Raw genomic sequence first — 23,538 nt, 5'->3', positions numbered from 1 at the left:
TTCCCAATTCCTTGGACTGTGGCATCTCAGTACCCAATCCCGTGGTCGTCGTCATTGCCATGCGGCTGATCGATCTCGATGCTCGGCGTGTAGACGGGGCGCGACGTGCCCACGCCCACGGCATGCGTAGAGCGACGGTGCGAGCCGCGGGTTCGGGAGGTCCCCGCGTCCTGAGAAATCACGTCGCGCTTGACCACCGAGTCGTCGACGGCGATCGCAGCGTTGTCATGGCTGTGCGCTTCAAAGGAGCCCAGCTGATCGAGCTGCCGGGACATCTCCGCCCGGGCCTTCCGGGTCCCCGAGGAAGCGAACTGCTCGTTCTTCTCGCCGTCGTAGACGCTCTCGCGGTTCTTGGCCGCCTGCACGAGCGCCTCGAAGCCACCGCCGTAGGCCATCCGGTCCATCACGGTGCCGCGCAGCGACGGGTCCTCTTCGAGGTTGCGGATGAGCCCGGTCTTCGGGTCCTCCAGCGCACTGGCCACACGGGAAACGTAGTCCGGGTTGACCGTGACACCGAAGCCCTCTTTGGACTCGTAGAACTCGATAAACTGCTTCTGCCACTCCTCGGCCGTGGCCTGGATCGGCTCACCCTCGAGGAACGCCGTGCGCCACTGGCCGGGGCCGGCGTGTTCGATGCGGCGGCCCCTCCAGAGCTCGCGGCCGGGGCCCTGGAGCATCGCGTACTTGTGCCGGGCCTCGGCGGCGTCGTGCTTGGCCTGCAGGATCGACTGAGTCACCGGGTAGGTGACCTCCAGGACAGCCTTGAGGTCTTCGCCGCGCAGGGCACGCACGGCGCGCTGACTGAACGAGCCGCCCAGGCCAGTGCCGTGGGCCTTGATCGCCGTGGCGAACATTGAGGCTTCTTGGTCGTCCTGCGTGATGCCGGGCTTACCCTGTGCATCACCCAGGTTCCGGGCGTAGTCGGCGAGCTTCTTCTCGCTGCCCTTGGCACCGGTCTCGACACAGACCTCGCGCACGCTCTGCAGGTGCGCCTCGCGGTCCGAGAACGTCAGTGCCGCGCCGAATTCGCCACGCTGCGCCTGGCGGTACAGCGCGCTCAGCTCCTCCGTCACGACCCGCTGGCCGAGCTTGATGTCCTCAGGGGACTTTGCGCCCGTGAGTGCCTGCAGCCGGAGCCGGTTCGCCGCGCTCCGAGTACTCTCCAACTTCTCAGCCAGTCCGGCGTCTTTGGAAAGCGCGACCTGGGTGTCCAGCGAGACCTGCATGGCCAGCGGGTGCGAGCCGTCGCTCTTGACCACGCCGGTGTCCACCAGGTTGGTCGGCACCGAGAGCTTCGCCAGGGCTTCGGCCTTGGCGGCCTCGCTGTGCAGCTTCACCACGGCGACCGCATCACCGTCGAAGTCGCCGTCGAAGCAGGCGTCCATCACGGGGTTGATCGCGGCACCGGTGAGCCGGTCGTCGATCGCTACTCGCATGTAACGCACGCCGGCGTCACGGAGCACCGGGTCACGCCACACCAGCGCGTGGTCGCCCTCGGCCAGCCCCAACTGCTCGGCCTTGACCGAGCTGAGCGCAACCTGGTCGACGTCCAGTCGCGGGTCCGCAGTCCACACCATCGTCGCCGAGTCGGTCAGCCGCGAGGTCATCAGCCCGGTCTTGAAGATGTTGTTCTTGCCCGTGAGTACCCGGTTCTGCACGTCGGTCGTGATCGCCTCGAAGGCGCGCTGAGCGCGCGAGACCGACTCGCTCATGCCACGACGCACCTCGGCACGCTTCTCCGCAGACAGACCCTGGCCGTTCAGATGATCGGTCATGTAGCGGTAGCGGCAGGCCTCGACGAAGACGTCCTGGTAGCTGCGGGTGTAGTCGTGCGTGACGGAGGTCCCGTCCTCGAACTCCTGGCCACTGCGCAGATGCGAGGACATCACCGGCAGTTTCCACGAGCTCGCGCTCACCATCTCGGTCTGCTCGCCAGTCGGATAGGTGAGCGGGAACGGGATCTCCATGTCACCGCCGCGGTCGCCGATGAGACCGCCGAAGGACTTGCGCATCGCCGTGGTGTTCAGTCCCGGGAGCTGGCCCTCCTTGCGCGGCTGAGTACGCAGCAACTCGGGCATCGGGATGAATCGGCGCTCGGGGCGATCGTCGACGCCCTCGGCGTGGCCGACAACCCGCAGGGTGCCGTCAGCCTCCATGTCCATGCCGGTCACCAGCAGGTACTCGCGCAGGTTCGACTCGGCCCCGCTGTTGTGGCCGTAGAACTCGCGCATGATCGCTGGGCAGTCCTGAGACTGCAGCGCCCAGGCCAGCTGTGAGGAGGCCCTGCGGCCCTTGCCAGCACGCACCTGCTCGTCGTCGTAGATCTTCGTCTTCTCATCGACGGCCATGTGGGTGACCACGAAGCGCATCTCGCCCAGGGCACTCGGCCGCAGTTCTCCGTTGGGGGAGTGCAGGTCGGAGACGTTCCCGCTCATCAGCTCGCGCGCCGAGCCCGCGTTGCGCCGGGAGATCAGGCTGAACGGGCTCATCACCACGTCCAGGCCCGGGTTGGCCCGGAACCAGTTCACCTCTTCGACGACATCCTGTTCCTGCGCGTCCTGCGGCGGCATGTCCCGGTCGACGATCATCGAGATCACGCCCTTGTTGCCGTGCAGATCCGAGATCTTGTCACCCACGACGAGATCGCGCTCCTGGCCACCGGCCCCGCGGATGCGGTGGCGCTCGGCGAACTCCCTCGACACCACGATCGGGTCATCAGCCGTCCAGCCGCCGAAGGTCATCAGCGCCGTCTTCGCCGGCGCGGTGACCTCAGAAGACTGCATGATCGTCGAGGCTGTCATCTGCTGTCGGTCGAACGGGTCATACCGCAGAGTCTCGAGCTCGGGGAGAGCCATGAGCGGCGCGCGCTGTCCGGCCACGCTCTCGTCGCTCGGCACGATCCGGCCGTCGGCGTCGACCTGGGCCTGAGTGGTCAGGTACCGCACGATGCCCTGGTTGGTCGCACCTCCGGTCATCACAGGGTCGAAGTAGCCGCTGGGCGCAGCGACGTTGTTCCGGTCCTTGCCGGTGAGCACCGTCATGTTCCGCCCGCCGGTGAGCCGCCAGGGGTCGAAAACGTTGTCGTCCGCCGGGTCAGTTCGGTCGCGTTGGGCCCGGTACTCGGCGTAGATCGTCGAGCCGGCCTTGATCTCGTTGGAGTAGCGCACGCGGCGTGCCTCGGTCTGCAGGATCGCGGCCGTCCACTCGTCCAGGTGCTCCTTGATCTCGCCGGTGGACTCGTCGAGCTGGTACGTGGTGGCGCGCTCGATGAAGTCGATCGGGTGCTTCGTGCTGTACAGCTGCGAGTAGACGGTGTTGAGCGAGGAGGCCTCGCCGGTCTCGCTGCGCCCGGCGATGAGGTCGCCGGCGATCTGGTACTGGATGCGCTCGTGCATGAGCTGCTCGTAGCCGCGAAGGCGCGTGCGTTCCTCGACCGAGGTCGGAGTTTCGCCCGGAGTCTGGGCCGTGATCGTGGCCTCGTAGCCCGGCACGACCAGAGCGTTCTCCCCGCTGGCGAAGGCGGTGGTGATCTCGCCGTACTTGCCGACATCGAAGACCTGGCCGATCTCACCCGAGATCGGAGTTCCCTTGCCGTCACGGCGCAGCTTCTCGCCGCTCCAGCGGATGACGCCCTGCTCGTCGACCAGGATCTCGGAGACCGTCGCCGCGTTGCGCTCGATGCTCTCGCGCACGGTGACCCCGATGCGCCGCATGAACGCAGATTCGTGCTCGGTGATCGGCATGGAGCGCTGGGCGTTGAAACGGACGAGCCGGTCTTTGAACCGGGTCGTCTGGAAGGTCGAGCCCATCATCTCGTCGGGGGAGATCTCGCAACGACGCAGCGCCGAGGCGAGATTGTCGAGGTTCGACCACTGTCCGGTGGGGCTGGTCATGTACCGCGCCACTCGGTCCGGGTTGAAGCGCTGATCGACCCACTCGCCGTCGACGTCGTGAGGCTCCGCCTCCCAGGTTCCGATGAGTTCGAAGGGGACGTCCTCGGCGTGCTGCCGGACTTTCTCTACGGCGGTTCCGCCGTAGACGAGGTTGCCCATCTCGGGCACCTCCTCGGCCTGCAGCTCGCCGATCTCTTCCAGTCGTTCCTGGTACATCTCCTCGGTCGCGCCCGGGCGCAGCAGATCGCTGTGGGCGCCGGTGAGCACGTCCCAGTAGGAGCGCTGGATCGCAGCGACCTCGGGGTCAGCCGAGTACTCCGGCGGCTCGATCGCATCCAGATTTCCGCCCGTTCGCTTCAGCTCAGCCGCAGCACGAGCGATCAGGTCTTCGACGCCAAGAGCTGCCTGCAGATTCTCCCGCGCGCTCTCGACGGCGCTCTTCGCGTAGGCCTCAGCAGGCTCGGCGTCGACGAAGAAGGTCGGCAGGGAGCGGTTCTTCGCGTCCCGGCGCAGCATCACCTTCGACCCGGGCCGCGGACCGGACTCGCCGGGGGCCACGTAGTCGCCGACCACGAACATCGACTCCCGGTCGACGTGGTAGCTGTCGGGTACATCCATCAGCGTGCGGCCACGGCCGCGCTCCTGGTGGGTCGTGCCGATCTCGCCTGCGGCGTGCCCCGGCAGATCCGAGCGCTCGATGCGGTGGCCCTGGGCGAAGCGCAGCAGCTGAACTGCCTCCGCCGGCGAGGGGGAGTAGACCGCCATGCCACCGGGGACCCGGTAGTTCGTCGAGTAGCGCAGCACGGTGCCGTTGTCATAGATCCGGGCTCCGGCGTACTCCTCCTGGCGCGTGTCGGTGAGACGGATCTCCATGCCGGTCCCGGCGATCTTCGCCTTGATCTGCCCCGGCTGCCGGTCGCGCATCACCTCGTAGGACACGCCCTGGGCCTTCAGCTCTTCGAGCAGTGCTGCCGAGCGTGCCACGGCGCGCTGGGACATGAAGCGGTTGCGGTCGACACGGTTCGTCTGGGGATCCCGGCCGCCGTCGATGACCCACTCGCGGACCTGGTCGTACTCTTGCTGGCTCATCTTGTCCATCAGCGCGGTGAGCCCAGCGGCGTCATCGTTCGTCATCGCTCGGCCGGCTTCGAAGGGCTTGCCCTCGTCGTCGATGCGCCAGAGCACCATGTTCCCGCGCCGGGGATCGGCCAGGGTCGCCACCTCGCCGTCGGCAACACGTCCGATTGTCTCGTCCGGCAGGTACACCAGTGCCGTCCCGGCGCGCTTCACCGTCGCGCGTTCCGTCCAGTCGGGGGCGTATGGGCTGATCGGCAGTCGAGCCGACTTCGGGTCGGCCTGGGCACCGACGCCGGTGGCGCGGGTGAACTCCCGCTGCGACTGCTGGTAGCGCTCGTTCTGCGGGGAATGGTCACCGAACTGCGGCTCGTAGCCGGACACCTTCTCCGCGAATGCCTGGTCGATGGTGGTGAGGCAGTCCGTGACGCCCAGCCGCGGGTCGGCCAGAGCAGTGCCCCGCTGGCCGAGGATCTCGTCGACCCGGGCGCGGATCACCTTGGCCTGAGAGATCGGAATGACCTGTCCGGTCTGATCCCGGGCCTGCTCTACTGCCTTGTAGTAGAGGTACTCGTAGAAGTACTTGCGCAGCCCGTGTGCCTTCTTCATGGCCAATCAGCTTCCTGTGGATGCTCGGGATTACATAAGCGTGTATAGAGCCTACCTCGCCTATCAAAAGGAGTGAGGGGTCATTTGGAAAGGCCAGTGCCGAGGCGCCCCCTCCTAGTCGAGAGGCGACCTCGGCACTGGTCGTGATCCTTCGCTGGCCCCTAAGTGGCCGCCGGCTACTTCGAGTTCATCTCGATGGCCATGGCTCGGTCGAACCTGCCGTCGGCCAGCACCTCCCAGCTCGGCAGTGAGGCCAGGTATTGGTAGAAGGCCGAGTGGACCTTCACCGTCGCCAGCGACTTCAGGTCCTCCGCGGTGATGTCCGCCTCCGCGAACACCCGCGAGTCTCCGTCGTTCACCTGGCCGTTGATCCGCCGGGCCGCATTGGCGTACGCGTCCGAGCGGATCTGGCTGATGTATGTATGAGACCCATCGGCGCTGCGCAGCTCGCCGTCGCCGCCGACCGAGAAGTGCTCGTGATCCTGTTCCAACTCGGTCTGTGCCGACTTGTAGGCCTCACCGATCTCGATGTCCAGGCTCTTGACCTTCGCCGAGCCGTCGGGGTTGACGAGCATCTCCTTGCTGATCGTCCCCTCGGCGTAGAGCAAACGCTGCCGCTCGACGCTGGCCGCCTGACTCTCGGCGACCGCAACCCCGAGTTCGACGTTCTCGATGAACTGGTCCTCGTCGAACATGCTCATCCCCTCGTACGCATCGGGGTCGACGACCACCGGAGCGTTGGGGTCCTGGCCCTCGTCGACCGTGGTCATCGTCGTGATGACCTCCATGACCTCGTCGGCGTAGACATCCGGGTCCAGGCGCTCGATGTCGACCTCCTGGTAGCCGTAGATCTCTTTGTACTGCGCCTTTGCGTCCGCGGCCTTGACCGCCTGCCGCATGCGCTTTTCCAGCATCTTCACGAAGTCCGGCTGGTTCATCCGCACGTCGAAGTCCATAGCGCTGGACAGGGTCGGGATCGTCTGCAGCGAGTAGGTGTGCCCTGGGTGCTTGATCGTGTTTCCCAGCAGCCGGAACGACATCGGCAGGATCGTCTGGTTGCGGTTCCAGATCGGCGCGTCACCGGCCCGGAAGACGATCGAGTTGCGCGGCGAGAGGAAGGCCATGTCGTTGTAGCTGATCAGCGGCTCCTCCTTGGTGCTCATCGTGTAGGAGACCCGGCCCTCGGTCTTGCCGCCGATGACCTTGTCGAGATCCTGGCTGATCTGCTTGCTGTCCCGGTACGACCGGTGAGTCTTGCCGCTCATCTTCTCCAGCGTCTCGATCATCGAATCGTCCGTGGACTTCAAGAAGACGATGTTCGAAGTGTTGCCCTGCACGATCTTGTCGACGCTCTCGCCGTAGACGTCGCGCAGCTGCTGCAGGGTCTGCAGGATGAGCGTGAACTGCTGCTCCTGGCCCAGGCCGATGGAGAGCATCGTCTCGAAGCCGTCGATGCCCTTGCCCTCCGACTGCAGGTTGCCGAGCTCGTCGAGCATGAACCGCGTGCGGTAGAGCGGCTTCTGGTTCGACTTCGTCATGTACGCCTGGTCGGCGCTCACGTCGAACAGCTGCTTGACCAGGATCAGGATCAGCTTCGCGTACTTCATCAAATGAGGCGGAGTCACCAGGAACAGCGCCTTCGGGGACTCCGAGTAGCGCGACAGCGTCTGTGTGATCGCCCGTGCCTGATACGAGACCTTCTCCGGATTGCCGCCGCCGGAGAAGTCGAGTCGCGAGTCCGGGTAGAGCGTGTCCCCGGCCTGGAAGGAGAGGATCTTCCCGTCCCGGGTGCCGCCCTCACGCACCGGCTTCAGTTCACGCATCACGCCGTTCTTCACGATCTTCTTGCCCGTCACCGGCTCCACCACGTAGTGCCGGCCGTTGAGCGAGACCTGGTAGTTCTTCGTGAAGCTGAAGTAGAAGGTCCGCACCAGCATCTTCGTCTGGGGGTTGACCAGCTCCAGCTTGAGCCAGGCTTCGTCGCCGGGGAACTTGCCCTTGAAGTTGTACCGGGCCCAACCTTCGCGGCCGACGATCTCCTCGTGTTCAAAGTCCGCCCCCAGGTTGTCGGTGAACATCGGGTCCGCGTAGGCCGACCAGACGGCCTGCTGGCCGACGAGGTGGTCGCGCTTGACGTAGTTCGGAGCGAAGCGCACGCCGAGGCGACGCGGGAAGCTCAGGCCGGCCAGGTCGGTGTTCTGCGAGGGCTTGCCCGAGGTCAGCGTCGAGATCGTGGGGTCGGTGAAGAACGACATGGCGGTGATCGCGATGCCGTACACCGAGGCCAGCATCTTCTCCGCCCCGGCCATCGAGCGCAGTGCGTTGTGGGCGTTGCCCACTAGCGTGCGCATGTTGTTTCGGGGCAGCTCCTCACTGGCGTTGAAGTACAGGCTGAGCATGTCCTGATCGGCCTTGCCCTCCCACATGAAGGCCTGGGCCGCCGCCTTCTCCTGCTCCTCGGCCAGGGCGTCCTCGTTGTTCTCGAACTCGCCGGCCTTGACCCGCTTCTCGAGCTCGGCCTCAGGGTTCTTGATCTTCTTCGAGCTCATCTGCACGAAGAGTTGGTAGCAGTTGTAGAGCGTGACCTTGCCCCAGAGGTCATCGAGCTTCTGCTCCAGCAGCGCCGGGTCCATATTCAGCACGGCTGCGGCGCCGCGCAGCTCCCGCTCCTCCTCCAGGTAGAAGTCGATGAGTCCGTAGGCCGCGCGCTTGAAGGCGTTATTGGCGGCATTGGGCCAGACCGGGTCCTCGCCGCCGTCGAGCGGAAAGAAGATTCCGGCGATGTTCTCCACGTACAGCGCACACTTGGTGAAGTTGCCCTCACGCGCCGCGTCGGCTGCCAGCCCCAGGGGGTTGTAGATGTCGGTCTTCATGGAGTTGATCAGGTTGAACTGCACCGGCTCGAACCCGCGTGTGACCAGGGGGACGTAGTTCTTCACCAACAACTCGCCCTTGGGGTCGTTGATGACCATGTTCGAGGGCTTCTTCTCCCGCGACCACATGTCGATGACCGGCTCGATGTACGTCTGGCCCTTGCCGGCTCGGGTGATGGCCAGCACCATGGTGTTCACCGGCGCGGTATCGACCACGTACGCCCCGGCCGGACGCTGGACCTCGTACGACGGGAACGTCCAGTCCGCCTTGATCAGGTCAGCGACGGTCTTGTACGTGTCCGCCCCGAAGCCGAGCTTGTCCCGGTTCTTGCCGTCAGGGTTGTACGGGATCCGCGTCGTGTCGTACTTCTGACGCAGCGTCTTGTCATCGGGGAGCCCGGAAGCCTCGAACAGCTTGTCACCGAAGTCTTCGTCGATGATCGGAAGGGTCTGCGTCAGCGAATCGCCCTCGTCGTCGTCCATGACCTCGCCGGCGTAATAGACGAGGGTCCCCTCCTCATCGATGACGTCCTTCTTGGCGCGCTGGGCGACCTCGACGGTGCCCAGACCCTTCTTCTTGAGCATCATGTGGCTGAGCATCGAGCTGACCTGCACGCTCGAATGAGCACCGGCGTCGGGGAACCAGTCGTAGTTCTGCTGGATCTCTTCTGGCAGAGCGATGTGCTGGTCGTTCTGGTACTGGTTGATGTCGCTCGTGGTGTTCATCAGGTTCGCCGCGGCGACCTTCCGCGAGAACCACGTACCGATGATGAGGGCGACCATCAGTCCCGAGCCGAGCGTGATGAAGAGCTTGAACGCCGAGACGTCGGCCAGCTGCTCGCCGACCGTCGTCGCGCTCTTCTTGGGCTCAGCCGGCCTCTCGGCGCTGGGCTTGCCGTCCTTCGCCGCGGTGTACCAGCTGGGGACCGGAACAGCCTCAGCGCTGGGGTAACACTTCGCCTTCACGTCCGGGTTGCCGTCCTTGGTCAGAGGTCGGTAGCACTTCACGACCGAGCCGCCCGCACCCGTCGTGGTGTCCTGTATGTAGTAGGCGCTCGGCGTGCCGGTGCTGCTGCCGGGCACGCCTGAACCCACGGACAGGGCCGCCGAGAACACTGCCGTGGCGATGAGCGAGTAGAAGACCCAGGCGACGATCGTCACCAGCACGCCAGTCATCACCGCGACGACGATGCCCGGTCTGGTCGACCTCAGGGTCAGGACCTTGCTGCGGTCCAGCTGCTGGTTGTTGTAGACGTCTCGGTTCGTCAGCGTCTCGCCGGGCGTCCGTGCCGAGATCTTGTCCCAGCTGCTCGCCTTCGGCCGTGCCGCCTTCCGCCTGCTCGTGACCATTGTGATTCCTTACTCTCGGGCCTCGCTCGCTTTGCTGTCCTGGTGCCCAGTGCGCCTGCCTGCACAGACGACGACGGCGCAGGGGGAACGCGCCCCATGCGCCGTCGGATCACCCCGTCCGTCATGACCGGATCGCTCAACGGGTCAAGACCACTCCGACGATGAAGCCGGCCGCGCCCATCAGGAGCGAGAGCGTGATGATCATGACGACGAGGATCTTGTTCGAGCGGCTCTGCATCTCGGAGGCTCGTGCCAGCTCGTTGGCGTAGGACTCCTTGTCGGCCTGCATCTCCGTCAGGCGCGCCGCGTACCGCTTGGCCACTGAATCCTCGACCGTCGACAGCTGCTGGAGCAGGTCGGTGACCCGCGCCACCTGGGAGTTGGTCTTCTCCCTCTCCAGGTCGAGGTTGTGCTGCCACTCTGCGTCACGAGCCGTCATCTGCGTGATGGCGTCCTTGCGGTTGCGTTCGAGCTCGTCCTGCATCCGGCGGATCCGGTCGGCGTGCTCAGAGCGCACCGACTCCAGGAGGGCCTGTTGCTCCCGCCGCAGAACACCGATCTCGCCCGTGGTCCGCAGGTGCTCGGCCAGCGCCTCGGACTGGGCGATGTCGGCCTTGCGGTTGTCATCGACGATCCGCTGGATCTCGGACTTCCACTGGTTCAGGCGCTCTTCCTCGGCCGCCAGATACTCCGACTGCCGTTCGGCCAGCACCTCGAAGATCCGCGTCTGCCCGGTCTGCATCTTCAGCGTCGCGTCCGAGCGCCGGACCCGCAGGATCTCCTGCTGGTTGTGCGCGTGGGTGTCCTCGATGTCCCGCTCGATCCCGGCGACGGAGTCGATCTGTTCGCGCTCCATCTTCGAGCGGTTGCGCTCCTTGTACTGCAGTTCCGCCGAGAGCGCCGCCTGCTGGGCCACTTTGGAGGCCTGCGACTCGTAGTCCTTGGCGATCTCCGCACGGCGGACCCGGATCTTCTCGTCCTTCTCCGTCTGCCGCTGGTGGTGCTCGGCCTCGGCGGCGTCCTTCAGCAGTTTGTACCGGGAGCCCGCACGGTCGGTGGCCACATCGCGGATGACCTGCTCGGTGTGCGCCGACATGAGGTTGACGTAGAGCGCTCGCAGTTCATCCTCATGCGCGGAACGGAGCTGCATCAGGTCTGCGTTGGCCTGGCGGTTGAGCTGGGCGACCTGGTCCCCGAGCCACTCCGTCGCGCCCTCAGGCACAGCGATCTGCACGACCGGCGCGCCGATGGCGAACGTCGCGTTGAACTCACCGAGCCGGACGTCCAGATCCAGCTCCTCAGAGAGGAACCGGCGGGCGATGACGTCGCGCACCTGGGCCTGATCGGCCAGCAGCACAGTGTCGCCGGCCTCCGGGTTGCCGCCCTCGATGCCGTAGTCGGCGTCGGTCTCGTCGAACCCCTCGTAGCCGTCGTAGTCCGGCTCCGACTCGACCGGAGTGATGCCCGAGTCGTCGATACCGGAGGCGTCCTCCTCGAACATGGGTGCGTCCGCCCCTCCATCGTCGTTGCCGACGTCGCTGAGGAGCGGCTCGTCGTCCAGGCCCTCGTCAGCCCCCTCGTCACCTGGGATCTCGTCGAAGATCACATCCCCCTCGTCCTCTCCGAGGACCGCGGTGACAAGGCCAGTGGTCTCAGCCTCGGCGACCAGGCCGCTGTGCTCTTCCCACGCCTTCTTGCCCACGGCTTCTTCGAGGCTCGTGGTACCTGCAGCGACAAATCGCGCCTGCGCGAAGGTCGCATCGTTCACCAGATCGACGAGCAGGTCGCCGCTGGGCTTCTGCCACACGACGGCCCAGGCGTATATGGCACCGGTGAGCAGCGAGTACTCCTCCATGCGCGCGAGAGTCTCGTCGGTGGGGATGATGCCGAAGACCTCCTCTTCGAGCATCTCCGCCGTGGCCACCGTGCGGATCTGGTCGGAGCTGATGAGCTCGATGATCGAGCCCTTCGCCTCGTCCCGGCCGTGCCGCTTGCTCAAGCCGCCGATCGAGTCGGCTGCGAGCACGAGCATCACCCAGGCCGTGCCGCTGGGAAAGACGAACTGTGTGTTCGACCGCAGCAGCTCGACTGCCGCCGGGATCGCCGTCTCTCTCACTACGGAGGCCAGAAGTTCGTCGGGCTTCCTCTTCCGCTCCTTCCTGCGGCTTCCTGTTGCCGTATCCAGAATGCCCATTGATGCGCGATCCCTCCGCTAATAAAACACAGTTCGCCTGATTTATGAGTACCTTATCGCCTCTCTATTGTGATAGGCAATCATAGAACATGAATGGACTATCGACTCGCGAGTTGACTAGGTCCAGCCGTCCTCGACCGGCTCATCGCGCCGCGCTGACCTCGATACAGGCGTCGGAACTCAGCAGGTTCTTGTCGTCGCTGACCAGGTCGCCGACGACGTCGATGCGGATCCGCCGTTCCGAGGGGTGTTCGTTGAGGAAGGTCGCCACCGCGGTGGTGACCTCGTCGGTCAGCTTCGCAACAGCCGCACGCGCACCGCCGGCGTCAGAGTCGGTGTCACCCTTGTCCTCGATGAGGTACTGCAGGACCCTCGCATCGACGTCGACCCGGACGTTGTGTTTGACGAACACCTCCTGCACCAGCTGGCGCAGCTTCTTCCGCACGATCTTTTGCTGCGTCAGCAGCGACAGCGGCTGGAAGGGCACGATCGCGTCGATACGGCCCAGCAGCTCGGGCGGAAACCGGTTGTCGCCCGTCGTCGAGGAGATAGAGCGACGGATGAGCTTCTCGTACTCCATCAACTGCTTGCCCGACCCGGTGTCATCCGCCGCGTACTGCGAGATGTCCTTGTAGATCTCCGAGCCCGCGTTCGTCGTCAGCACGATGTAGGTGTTGAGGAAGCTCACCTCACGGTTGTTGTCGTCGTTGAGCCGGCCGTCGTCGAGCACCTGCAGCAGCACGCGGGTCACCATCGCCGAGGCCTTCTCGACCTCGTCGAAAAGAAGCACCGCGTGAGAGAGATCCCATACGCGCTTGGTGAGCTCAGAACGGAACGCCGCGAACGACGAGTCCTCGGCGTACTCCGTCATGTCGAACCGGATCAGGTGCCGCTGGTCATCGCCGAACAGCAGTCGCGCCAGTTGCTTCGTCAACTCGGTGTTGTGCGTGACCACGAAGTCGCCGGCCTGGTAGAGATGTTCGTCGTCGTCGACGTAGATGCATGACGAGCTCTGCTGCTCTGGCAGCTTCTCGATCGACGTGATGCCGACCATGTCGAAGTTCTTCACGCGCTTACGACCCGAGGTCTCGATGACCGCCCGCCGTGCGATCTCGTGCTTGCGGGGGAGGGAGAAGAACCGGGCCTTATCCTGGTTGCCGACCTTCACGTGCACGTCGTACTCGGCCAGTTCGCGCCCGCCCTCCTTCGTGCGTGTCCACGATTTGATTGTGTTCGAGACGCCGAGCGAGAACAGCACCTCCCTGAGGTCCTCCGCGAGTCCCTTGGAGTACGTCGAGTACGAGACGTTGAAGCGGTCGTTCGAGCCGCCGATCGATCCGTCGGTGTCGAAAAGGCCCCGCACCAGCGCCCACCGCTGCTGTACTGATCCGTGTTTGTACCTCTCCGGGATGCGGCGCTCCGCCGAGCGCGCACCGATCAGATCGGGAACCGAGGCAAGCACGTCTTTCGTCTGGTACAGCGAATCGCGGCGGTCCTCCATCGGGCCAACGCCGACAGGGAAGACCCAGCTGTAGCTGTGCCCGTATGACTTCGGTGCCGATCCCAGCCATTCGCCCACCGTCCACACGGTGTGGTCGGCGTCGTCCACGTCGGACGAGAGCGTCAGTTGCGTCTCGGTGAGGCACCCGTTGCCGATGAGGACACCCAAGACGTATGGGTCGACGCCGAAGTCCTGCTCCGGCCAGTGCACCGGTCCGTTCGCCGGGATGAAGAACTTCAGATGCTCCCGAGAGTCGCCGGGGTAGGTCCGCACGACGCCACGCTCGACGATTTCCTGCGTGCTCAAGACCATCGGCGCGACGTCCTTGCCCGCATGCTTCTTCGACCGCTGCTTGGCTGTGTAGACCGTCCACAAGTGCGGTCCTCCAACGTCGAGAGTCCGGCCGTCCCAGAGGGTGACCCGGTAGACGTCCTGCATGCCCTGCGGGAAGTGTCCGAGTACCTCGACCGGGCGACCTTGGCGACCGAACACTCTGTCACCCGGGACCAGGTCGCCGTGCAGCTTCCAGGTGGTCTCGCCGTCGCTCGAGTAGACAGGAACCTGCGTGGAGTCGGTGCAGAATTTCCCCACACCGGTGGAGCCCGTAAACAGCAGGCTTGCCATCGGCTTTCCTTTGTCGTTGAGGTCCGCCACCGACAACTGCAGACGACGCGCCACCGCGCCGGTCGCCCAGTCCTGGCTGAACACCTTGGCGTCCAGTTGCTGCTTGATCTTCGCGCCGTCGACCCGGAACGCGACGTTCACGTTCAGCGACTCCATGAGCACGTCCGAGAGCAGGTCCCGGTCCATCGGCTGGTGCGTCAGGCGATGCCAGCCCACCATGGAGTCGAGCACGAGGATCGACTTGCGCGGCTGGGCGCTGGCCGGCATGTAGCGCTGGGTGTACTCGTAGATCTGCCGGAAGACGTGGTCGTCGTAGAACTCGTCGGCCACCCCGTACCGTTCGGCCATGCCCTGCAGGATCTTGATGGTCGTCGCCTGGTCCGGCGGGTTGAGGTTGATGCGCTGCAGGCGCTCGACGAGCGGTTGGTTCGGCGCGATGTGCTTGTGGAACTCCTCGTAGGTCGTCGCCGCGATGATCCTGATGCCTCGGGTTCCGGAGGCCGCGAGGACCGGCTTGATCGCCTCGACGGCGGCGTCGGAGAGCTGGATGATCTGGTGGAACTCGTCGATGAAGAGCACGAGTTCGTGCTTCTCGGACTTGACGAAGTCCTCGGCCTCGTCGAAGAAGCCCTTGAGTATCGCGGCCATGTTCTCGGCGTTGCCCGCCTCGGAGATCATGCGCGCCGGGTCCACTTCGAGATAGAGGCGATCCGGATCCACGAGCATGGTGGCCTGGACCAATGACGTCTTACCCGTTCCGGCTTCGGCCAGCAGCAGCGCATTGCACAGCTCAGGACGGCTCATCGAGGCCAGCAGCTGCATCGTCTCGCGCTCACGGCCGACGATGTCGCGCTCAGCCTTCTTCAGCGGCTCCGAGAGCTCGGACAGGAGTGGGTAGCGCTCATCGAGCTGTGCTTCGTGAGGCATGTCGCGTAAGACCTCTCGACTGGGCTTAAGATTCAACTTGAAAATCAGTAGAAAGCGTATCATGAGCAGTATTCAATAGGGCATTGAATGGGCATTAATAAAGGTCATGGACCTCACTCTGAAGCCCTTCGTTCCGCGCCCGGGGGCGGGTCGCTCACCCGCCGCATTCGGACTCGTCGCCGTCCGGCGTCTGGAACCGCGCGAACCGGCAGTTGAAGCGTTCGTTGGTGGAGGCCTTGCTGGATAGCTGTGACGCGGCCCACCGTGCGCGTGCTGAGCCTGGCCTTCGGCTCCTGCCTTTGCACCCAGCAGAATGGACACGGCTTTGGCGGCGCCGTTGGGCATCAGCCGCGGCACCGTGTGAGGGGAGACTGCGGCCTTCGGTGCGCAGCAGGTCGTGTTGATCGAGCAGCGTCGCCGCGCCGCCCGCACCGCTGCCGATCACCGCGGCGAGCCGCTCCGGCTCGACTGCGGGGGCGCTGGCGTCATCCCACGCCTCGCGGGACGCAGCCACGGCGATCTGCCGGCTGTGGTCCAGCCGCCGGCCTGGCGTAACTCGGCGGTCCGGCGCGGCGAATCGTCTGCCGTACGGCCGCAGCGGGAACACCCGCCCGGCCGAACCACAGCCGGCAGGCAACACACATGTGCCCCCGCACCGGAAGGACGGTGCCGTGGGCCCACGCACTTCGGGGCCAACGGCCTGCCGGTCTTGAGAGTTGGACTGCTGCTCGCCAGCCGACGACGCCCGGACCCCGCTGTTGCCCGACGCAGGCGTGCGGCCCAAGACGCTGCTCGCGAACGACTCCGGTCCCCGGCGACGTGATGTCGCCGGGGACCGGAACTTGGTAGCGGGGGCGGGATTTGAACTACGCGACCTCTGGGTTATGAGGCGGCGGGCGGCCCGGAGTTGTTCACGCGGCGCGGGGGACGGCGGGAGTGACCTGGACGTCGGCGCGGGAGAGAACATCGGCGAGGTGCTGCTGCGCTTCGTGTGCGCTGTCGCCGCTAACGACAGCGAATCCGGCGCGGATGTTGTTCGGAGTCGTGCTGGAGGGGGTGAGGGTGGCCGCATCGCCCACGTCGCACAGCCACTGGAAGTGCTCCAGGTGCCGGTCGCTGCCGGGGCGCAGGTCGAGGCGGGTGATGATGCCCTCGGACGGCGGGTAGATCATGCCTATGGCGGCGCTACGCTGCCGGGTGGGGCGCAGGTTGGGGATTTCGCCGCAGGCGAGGGCGGCGGTCGCCAAGGGCAGGGAGATGCCGGTCGCCAGGCGGACAAGTTCGCCGATGAGGTCACCGCCGTGGCGGGCGTTGACCTCGATGACCTTGGGCCCGTCCTGGGTGAGGCGGAGTTCTGTGTGGCTGACGCCGTGGGTGATGCCGAGCGCCTCCAGGGCGGCGGCGGCGACGGGAGCGACCTTCAGCAGAAGTGGATCGACGGCGCTGACGCTGTGGGCGGTCTCCAGGAAGTAGGGGGCGAAGCCGACCGACTTGCGGGTGACGGCTACCGCGCTGGTGACGCCGCGGTGGGTGACGCTCTCCACGGAGACCTCGGGCCCGTCGAGGTACTCCTCCACAAGCACGCCCTGTCCGTCCGGGCCCTGGTGAGCGGCACCGGCCGAGGCGATGGCCCAGGCCGCAGGCAGGTCGGTGATCGTGTCGACGCGGACGACGCCGATGCTGCCAGCATGGGCGGTGGGCTTGAGGACGATCGGGTAGCCGATGCGTTCGGCTGCCGAGGCGGCAGCGTCCAGGGAATGCACCCAGGTGGAGGCGGCGGAGGGCACACCGGCGGCGGCGAAGCGCTGGCGGGAGGTGGCCTTGTCTCGGGCGGCGGCGATGGCCGCGAGGGCGTTGCCGGGCCGGCCGCCGAGGCTGTGGGCGAGCCGGGCGGCCGCCGTCAGGTGGTACTCGTCCCAGGTCAGCACCCCGGCGATGGGCCATCGCACGGCGAGGGACGCGGCGGCGGTGTTCACCGCGACGGGGTCGCTGAGATCGGCCACTTCGTGGTCGACGACGTAGGGCTTCTGCCAGGTCAGCGGCGCGTCGTTGATCAGCAGTAGCGGGTAGTGGGCCGCGGTCTGTTCCAGCAGGTAGCCGCGCATGGGGCGCGGGCCGGAGCCGATCACGAGAAGCATGGGGTGGGACACGGTGAACTCCGAGGGGAGATGGGTGGGTTGGACCGGAATCAGGCCACGCGCGGCGCGTCGGCCGCTGCTGAGGTCGGGTGGGCGGCGACTGCGGGATCGGCGGCGGTGAGGCTGGGCGTGTAAGAGGCGCGGTGGTGCCACAGCCCCCGGAAGGCGAGGGCCATGGCGGCGCCCTGCAGGAGGGCGCAGGCAACGAGCAGGCCGGGCAGGGAGCCGACGGGGAGGACGGCGACCAGGGCGCCAGCCACGGGCATCGGCACCACGACCAGCACGATGGTCACGCTGAGCGTGCTGCCGAAGACGGCGGCCGGGATGAGGCGGGCGCGCAGGGTGCGCAGGACGACGGTCAGCGCGCCTTCGCCGGCCATTAGGGCGCCGATGGTCACCGCGTACACGCCGAGGTTCGGGGCGAGCGCGGTGGCGAGGCAGGCGGCGCAGGCGGTGGCGGCGCCCGAGGCGCCCACCGGCCACAGCCCGAAGCGGTCGATGGACCGGCGGCAGGCGGCGACGGCGGCCAGGGAGACCAAGCCGGCTGCGCTCCACACGGCGCCGACCGCGATGGAGGAGTGTCCGTAGCGCGTCATGACGGTGATGGGGGCGCTGGCCTGGGTGACGGCGAGCGCGAGGTTGCTGGCCACGAGTCCGGTGACCAGCCAGGCCAGAGCGGGGATGCCGCGCACGGTGTGCCATCCGGTGCGCAGGCTGGCCGCGACGGCGCGTGACCCCGTGGCGGCCGTGCCGACCGGGGCTGTGGCGGCGGCGGTCGTACTGGCGGCGGCAGTGGCGGACAGGGCGGCCACGACGGTAAGCATCAGCGTCGGACCGACGGCCAGCAGCAGTCCGCCCAGGAGCGGGCCACCCAGGAGGGCGCTCTGGTCGATGCCTATCTGCACGGACTGCACACGGTGGGCGTCAGAGCCGGCGCGGTGGCTCGCGTGCGCGCCGAGCGTCTCGACGGCGACGAAGGAGGCCTGGGAGAGCAGTCCCCCGGCGGCGCCGACGGTCATCACTACGACGGTGGCCGCGGTGCCGGAGGGGGGCAGCAGGGCCAGGGCGGCAGCGGCGACCGCGCACAGCAGCGTGCGGGCGAGGGCGGCGGCGCGGAAGACGCGGTCGGCGCGGAAGCGGTCGACCAGGGGCCCGCCGAGAGTGAAGGCCACCAGCCGTGGCAGCCACTCCAGCAGGAACGCGATGCCGGTCAAGGCTGTCGAGCCGGTCGTCACCAGTATGAGCAGGGGAATGGCGTAGGTGGCGATCTGGGTGGCCAGGGCGTCACTGGCCCGCATCAGGCAGCTGCGCGCCAGCGACGCGGGAACGGCTAAGGAGGGCATGGCGATACCTGCACGGGAGAGAAGGGGAAGGAAGATGGCAGCCGCCGAAGGACGGTGCCCCCGGCGGCACGGGCTGCCGGGGGCACCGCGGTCAGGAGGGGTGCTGTCCGCTGGAGTAGCTCTCAAGAGCGGTCTGGGCTGGAGGTGCGGCCCCGGCCCAGCGAGGCGGACGCGCTGGGGATCTGTGGATCAGCCGTGCGAAGCCGGCTGATCGCCCTGACGGGAGCAGCGCCACGTGTATGTCGAGGCACCCACGGCAGCGAGGCCGACAGTGAGCGTTCCGCCACGCCGACGGCGAGTTCGCCCAGTGACATCCAGGGGCCTTTCGAATCAGGCTTGACTCGGTCTCAGCCGACCGCCGGCTCGTTGACCTCGACCTCGGCTGCCTGCTCCTGCTTGGCCTCGGGGTCCGGGGCGTGAGCCTGCGACTCCTTGGCAGCCGCCCGTGCCTCGCGGGCGGCACGCATGGACGCGAACTGGTTGTCCAGCGTCTTGTCGTCGACCTTGAACTCGGAGGCCTCGACGGACTTGGTGTTGACCACCAGGCCAGTGCCGCGCGTGGCGGGCATCACGTTGCCCTTGAAGCCGTAGATGGTGCCGACCTCGCTGCCGTCCTTGTTCAGGATCGGCTCAGTGTTCGGACCTGCGGCCTTGACGATCTCCTCCATCTGGCCGGTGGAGTAGGGAGCGCCGTTGTTGTAGCGGACCTTGCCGTCCTCACTCTCAATCCGATCGGACTTCAGATGCAGGTTCGTCTGCTCCGGACCGCGCGGATCGCGAGCGTCGAGCTGGACGTCGGCGTACTGGGACTTGCTGTCCTTGGTGACGCCGTTCTTGTAGACCTTCGCGATGAGGTTGACTCCGGTCATCGCGCCCCTGCCCTTGAGAACTGCCATGATCCCTTCCTTTCGCTTGTTCCGACTGCCCTCTGGCAGTCGGCCGCGATCAGGCACATCGTCCGGACAAGGCATGAGTCCCGCCGAACGCTGTTCACGCTAATACTCTTATAGCGCATTCGACAAGACCGCTGACTAGTCTTTCGACTCACGTTCAGGGTCACCATCAATAGGAGTTGACTGTGAGTCGAGTACCGTTTCGGCGTTCGGTGTGGTCACAGCCCGATCAACCTGGGCCTGGACCCGCACGATGAGGCCGGCGTCCAGCGGCGAAGCCTTGGACCGCCGCATCCGCTCGGCCTGCTCACGTTCGGCGCGCAGCTCCGCGATCCGGGAGCGCAACACGACGCTGCCGGTTTCTTCGTCCGCCTTCTGAGGCGTCAGCTCCCGGGAGGCCCGTGTCATCGCCGCCACATCGTCCACTGGCAGATCGGGAATTGCCTCGGCCTGGCCGGACTGGTCCAGGTAGTCCATCGCCGCCAGTAGCAGTCGCCGGCGATCCCTGGTCGCCTCGACGAAGGTCTGGCGTGCCTGCGGCCCGATCTCGATGTCGGTGACGAAGTCGTATCCCAGGTGGTGCAGGTCCAGGGCCTTGACCTCGTCGAAGTCATACGCGACACCGACGACGATCTTGAAGTCCGTACTGACGGCGTCGGTCTCCGTACTGGCCTGACCCTCGGCGCTCGACCCCACGCGCAGCACCAGGCCGGAGGAAGCGAGATCGGCTCGCAGCCTGTCCAGCTTCTGGTCATAGGACTGCTTCATCGTCCGGATGCGAGCGTCCAGCACCTCTCGGCCGCGCTTGCCCTCGGCCAGAAGACGGCCGCCGGGCTGATCGTAGATCGTCCGGCCCAGGTTCTCGGCCTCCTTGGAGTCTTTCATCCGCTGCAGGGAGGCATCCGCGCGCAGCGCCATGAGCGAAAACAGCCGCTGGCCGTAGGCCGCTACGTCCTGCTGCTGCTCATGCCACTGGCCGGCGTCCCCGAGAAAGGGCAGGAAGTGCCGGTACTTGCTCATTAGTCGCCGGTGGTAGTTCTCCTCGAAGCGGTAGAAGTCGTAGAGCGGGCGCGAGTCCTCGGCGACGACGTCGGCTTTTTCGGCCTGTTCCCACTGGTGCGCGAGGTCGCGGTAGACCCCGGCCTTCTCCCGGTGATGCTGCAGGCGTGAAGCGTAGCTGCGCAGCCGGAAGCCGAAGGAGACCAAGTCGGGCTCAGTGTTCTCGTCTTCGCCCTGCCGGTCCGCGGCGAGCACCGCCATCTGCTGGTAGTTCATCCCCATGACTTCGAGCATCGGCGTGCGCACCCGCAGCTCCGACTCCGGCATGGCCCGCAGCATCTGGTAGATGCCGTTGACGGCGCGCTCCATAATCTGTGTACGTCCCTGCTCGACCAGCTTCTGCCATTCCTCCGTGCTCAGAGACTCTTTCGCGCGGCGCTCGTTGGCGTAGTCGACGATGCGTTCCATGGCCTCCGGCATCGGAGACCCGGCGCGGTCGAGCTGCTCTTTTACGAGCTCGGTCACCAGCTGGTTCGCCTTAAGCATGCGGGCGTCATTCGAGCCTGCGCGCCACAACGTTCGGTCTGCAGGCAGACAGGCGAGCAGGAACTGAGGCAGGGACTCGGCGCGGATCCGCTCGTGTGCCCACCGCTTGATGAAGGTGGTGACGTTGCGCCGCTCGTAGCCGACGGCGCTGGAGAGATGAGCCACCGCTTGCTTCTCATCGAGCCAGGCGTCAACACCGCGGCGGAGCCTGGACTTGTGCCGGTCCAGGAGTTTGCCGCGCTGCGTACCGTTCTCCGTCACCTGGCCGCGGCCGCCGTCGACCATGGCCAGGTGGCAGTGCACGTGCTCGGTATCGACCTGGATGACCCCGACGTAGCGCAGGTCGTCGAAGCCGCTGGTGCCCGAGCTCATCCGCTCCAGACCGTGCATGATCGCCATGCGCAGCTTCATCTGGTCGATGTGGCCGCGGTAGTCGCCGCGGGCTTCGCAGCGGAAGTCCTGGTCTACGATCTTGTGCTTCCGCAGGTAGTCCTCGTCGAAGGACAGCACCGTCTTTAGCACGGTCTTGCCGTTCTCGAAGTGCTGCTGGATGTCGTTGGCGGCCGCGCGTAGCTGCTCGTCGGAGAGTGAGACCGAGCCGTAGCCGAAGGCCACGCCGCCGGCCCCCTGGGCCTGGCGCATCTCATGCTTCGTCGCGCCCCGCGAGATGCCGGGGCGCTCGACGGCCGACTCCCGCGCCATGTAGCGCGTGATGAAGTCGTCAGTGCGCAGGCGCTGGATGGGGGCCAGCGACTCGGTCGCCTTCTCGCGGGCCATGTACCGGGTGACGTAGTTGCCCGGCGTTGCGCCGCGTGATCCCGCGCCGCCGGGCAGCGGCACGCTGAATTCGTTGACCACGATGATGTCCTGCTTCAGGCCCATCGTCGCTCCCCTTCCGGTCTCGGTACCGATGCACTACGGCCCCGGCTGCTGTTCGCCAACAACCGGGGCCGCGCTTCTCGCCTGATCTGTCCTCAGGACTCCAGGCTCTGCTCGCCGTCCTCGCCGAAGTCCAGATCGGCCGCACGCTGGGCCACCTGTCGCTTGCGCTCGTCCAGACTCGGAGCGGGCTTGGCCTCACGTCGTCGGGACTCCTGCTCCTCCAGCTGCAGGTCGAGATCCCGGTTCAGGTCGCGCCGCGCCTCATGGGGCGGAACCGGGGGAGCGAACGGCTCCTCCTGCTCCTCAGCCGTCTGCAACGCTGCCGCCACGCGCTCCCGGTAGAGGTTTTCCGTGGTGCCCTCGGTGCTCGCGCGCTCGGTCTGGTACTGCTCCCGTTCGGCGGCGATCTCCGCCTCGATCTGCTGCAGATGCGCGCTCATGCCGTCAGCGGCCGGCGCTACCTCAGGCGCGGGTGCTCCGACGACCTGCTTGACCTCGGTGTTCAGGCCCAGCTCGTCCTCGGTGAACAGTGAGTTGATCGCGTCCGAGCGCGCCTTCAGCCCGCGTGCATCGACTACGACCTCAGCCCGCGGGACGCCGTCCTTGGAGTGGTCGGCGAAGTAGCCGGCCAGGTCGTAGCCACTGGACTCGAGATCGATCTCCAGGCCCCCGATGTCATGGATCTGGGTGAAGACCACGGGCGCATCGCCTTCGATCTGCGTCCCCGACGGAGCGAGCACAAGCATGTCCGCCGTGGCCGGCAGCTCCCACTCGATCCCGGTGACCTGCTCTGGCACGGCGAAGCCGCTCGTGAAGTAGCCCTTGCTGGCGAGCACGACCAGCTGCTGGTCGTCGAACTCGTAGAAGGCGTCTACCTTCTCGCCCTGGCCGGGGGAGTAGGTCACCTGGGAGATGTCGAACGGCAGGGCCTCGGCCGGGGTGACCGAGCGCAGCTCGCCCGTCATGTGCAGATACGGGCGGTAGTTCTCCTCCTTGCCCCTGTGCTTGAGATCGAGCGATTCGACCATGACGCCGAGCTCGGCGGTCACCCCCTTGAGCCGGTAGGTCTCCACTCCCCGTTCACGCAGGACACGGTGGGCCCACACGTCGTTCATCGTCAGTCCTGCGGTGCGCATCACGTGCTCCTCTTGCGGTTGGTCTTGCTCTGGTTGGTGCTCCTGGTCGTGGACTTCGGTGTGACGTCGGCCCCGGTCGCCTCGCCCCGGGCGTCCCGAATCTTCGCGATCATCCGCGTTGCCCAGCGCCACATGCCGCGCATCACGACGATCTCGCCTGCGGCCAGCAGTGCGACCAGGAAGAGGAGCGGCATCAGCCACATGGCGATGGTTCCGTCCGCACTGAGCGCACTCCGGGATGCGCCGGACTGCTGGTGCAGCCATGCGCCCAGCAGGGGGAGGATGACCACGGCCGTGATGAACGCCAGCAGGTAGTCGGCGAGAAGGACGATGGCCCGGAAGAACCCCGACCACACCACGACGGAGAACCCGCCGGTCTCCTTCTTCGGGGTTAGACGCCGCCATCCGGTGCGCAGCTTCGATTCCTTCTGCTCCCTCGTGGGCTTCGCCGTGGTCTTCTTCGCCGTCGCGGCCGCGCTTGTCGGGGCGGTCGTCTCGGTCTTCTCCAGGATCTGGCTCGACATGTTCGGGTCCTTACGTCTCGTCGGGGTCTTCA

The 23,538-nt window shown here is 66.3% G+C and carries 10 protein-coding genes; all 10 read right to left on the bottom strand.

Annotated features, from left to right (window positions below; translation table 11 throughout):
* Window positions 1–26 precede the first annotated feature (26 nt).
* Window positions 27–5,576, bottom strand: coding sequence for a hypothetical protein (locus tag ABZ098_RS35935; RefSeq protein ID WP_356597938.1), 5,550 nt, complete (start codon window positions 5,574–5,576; stop codon window positions 27–29).
* A gap of 176 nt (window positions 5,577–5,752) precedes the next feature.
* Entirely contained in the window at window positions 5,753–9,799 is a 4,047-nt protein-coding gene (locus ABZ098_RS35930; RefSeq protein ID WP_356597937.1) for a type IV secretory system conjugative DNA transfer family protein, read from the bottom strand.
* 136 nt (window positions 9,800–9,935) lie between these two features.
* Window positions 9,936–11,831: a hypothetical protein gene (locus ABZ098_RS35925; RefSeq protein ID WP_356597936.1), complete on the bottom strand. Its 1,896-nt coding sequence runs from the start codon at window positions 11,829–11,831 to the stop codon at window positions 9,936–9,938.
* Window positions 11,832–12,135: 304 nt separating this feature from the next.
* Window positions 12,136–15,045, bottom strand: a complete 2,910-nt coding sequence (locus tag ABZ098_RS35920) for an AAA family ATPase (RefSeq protein WP_356597935.1) — start codon at window positions 15,043–15,045, stop codon at window positions 12,136–12,138.
* A 911-nt stretch (window positions 15,046–15,956) separates the two neighbouring features.
* Window positions 15,957–17,183, bottom strand: coding sequence for an ATP-grasp domain-containing protein (locus ABZ098_RS35915; RefSeq protein ID WP_356597934.1), 1,227 nt, complete (start codon window positions 17,181–17,183; stop codon window positions 15,957–15,959).
* 50 nt (window positions 17,184–17,233) lie between these two features.
* Window positions 17,234–18,526, bottom strand: coding sequence for an MFS transporter (locus ABZ098_RS35910; protein WP_356597933.1), 1,293 nt, complete (start codon window positions 18,524–18,526; stop codon window positions 17,234–17,236).
* 347 nt (window positions 18,527–18,873) lie between these two features.
* Window positions 18,874–19,422, bottom strand: a complete 549-nt coding sequence (locus ABZ098_RS35905; RefSeq protein WP_356597932.1) for a hypothetical protein — start codon at window positions 19,420–19,422, stop codon at window positions 18,874–18,876.
* Window positions 19,423–19,557: 135 nt separating this feature from the next.
* The gene (gene mobL / locus ABZ098_RS35900) at window positions 19,558–21,846 is read right to left on the bottom strand and encodes a relaxase MobL (protein WP_356597931.1); all 2,289 of its coding nucleotides are present in this window, start codon (window positions 21,844–21,846) and stop codon (window positions 19,558–19,560) included.
* A 92-nt stretch (window positions 21,847–21,938) separates the two neighbouring features.
* Window positions 21,939–22,982 (bottom strand): hypothetical protein, encoded by a 1,044-nt coding sequence (locus ABZ098_RS35895; protein ID WP_356597930.1) that lies wholly within the window; start codon window positions 22,980–22,982, stop codon window positions 21,939–21,941.
* Window positions 22,982–23,506, bottom strand: coding sequence for a hypothetical protein (locus ABZ098_RS35890; RefSeq protein ID WP_356597929.1), 525 nt, complete (start codon window positions 23,504–23,506; stop codon window positions 22,982–22,984). Before ABZ098_RS35890 ends, ABZ098_RS35895 begins: the two co-directional genes overlap by 1 nt.
* Between the last annotated feature and the right edge of the window lie 32 nt (window positions 23,507–23,538).

Source organism: Streptomyces sp. NPDC006335, from assembly GCF_040612795.1.
Classification (GTDB): Bacteria; Actinomycetota; Actinomycetes; order Streptomycetales; family Streptomycetaceae; genus Streptomyces.
The sequence above is the reverse complement of the archived record's forward strand: the minus strand, read 5'-3'. Positions and strand labels throughout refer to the sequence as shown.

Coding starts and splice junctions, on each gene's coding strand:
- ABZ098_RS35935 (WP_356597938.1), bottom strand. CDS start 5,576: ATGAAGAAGGCACACGGGCTGCGCAAGTACTTCTACGAGTACCTCTAC.
- ABZ098_RS35930 (WP_356597937.1), bottom strand. CDS start 9,799: ATGGTCACGAGCAGGCGGAAGGCGGCACGGCCGAAGGCGAGCAGCTGG.
- ABZ098_RS35925 (WP_356597936.1), bottom strand. CDS start 11,831: ATGCTCGTGCTCGCAGCCGACTCGATCGGCGGCTTGAGCAAGCGGCAC.
- ABZ098_RS35920 (WP_356597935.1), bottom strand. CDS start 15,045: ATGCCTCACGAAGCACAGCTCGATGAGCGCTACCCACTCCTGTCCGAG.
- ABZ098_RS35915 (WP_356597934.1), bottom strand. CDS start 17,183: ATGCTTCTCGTGATCGGCTCCGGCCCGCGCCCCATGCGCGGCTACCTG.
- ABZ098_RS35910 (WP_356597933.1), bottom strand. CDS start 18,526: ATGCCCTCCTTAGCCGTTCCCGCGTCGCTGGCGCGCAGCTGCCTGATG.
- ABZ098_RS35905 (WP_356597932.1), bottom strand. CDS start 19,422: ATGGCAGTTCTCAAGGGCAGGGGCGCGATGACCGGAGTCAACCTCATC.
- mobL (WP_356597931.1), bottom strand. CDS start 21,846: ATGGGCCTGAAGCAGGACATCATCGTGGTCAACGAATTCAGCGTGCCG.
- ABZ098_RS35895 (WP_356597930.1), bottom strand. CDS start 22,982: ATGCGCACCGCAGGACTGACGATGAACGACGTGTGGGCCCACCGTGTC.
- ABZ098_RS35890 (WP_356597929.1), bottom strand. CDS start 23,506: ATGTCGAGCCAGATCCTGGAGAAGACCGAGACGACCGCCCCGACAAGC.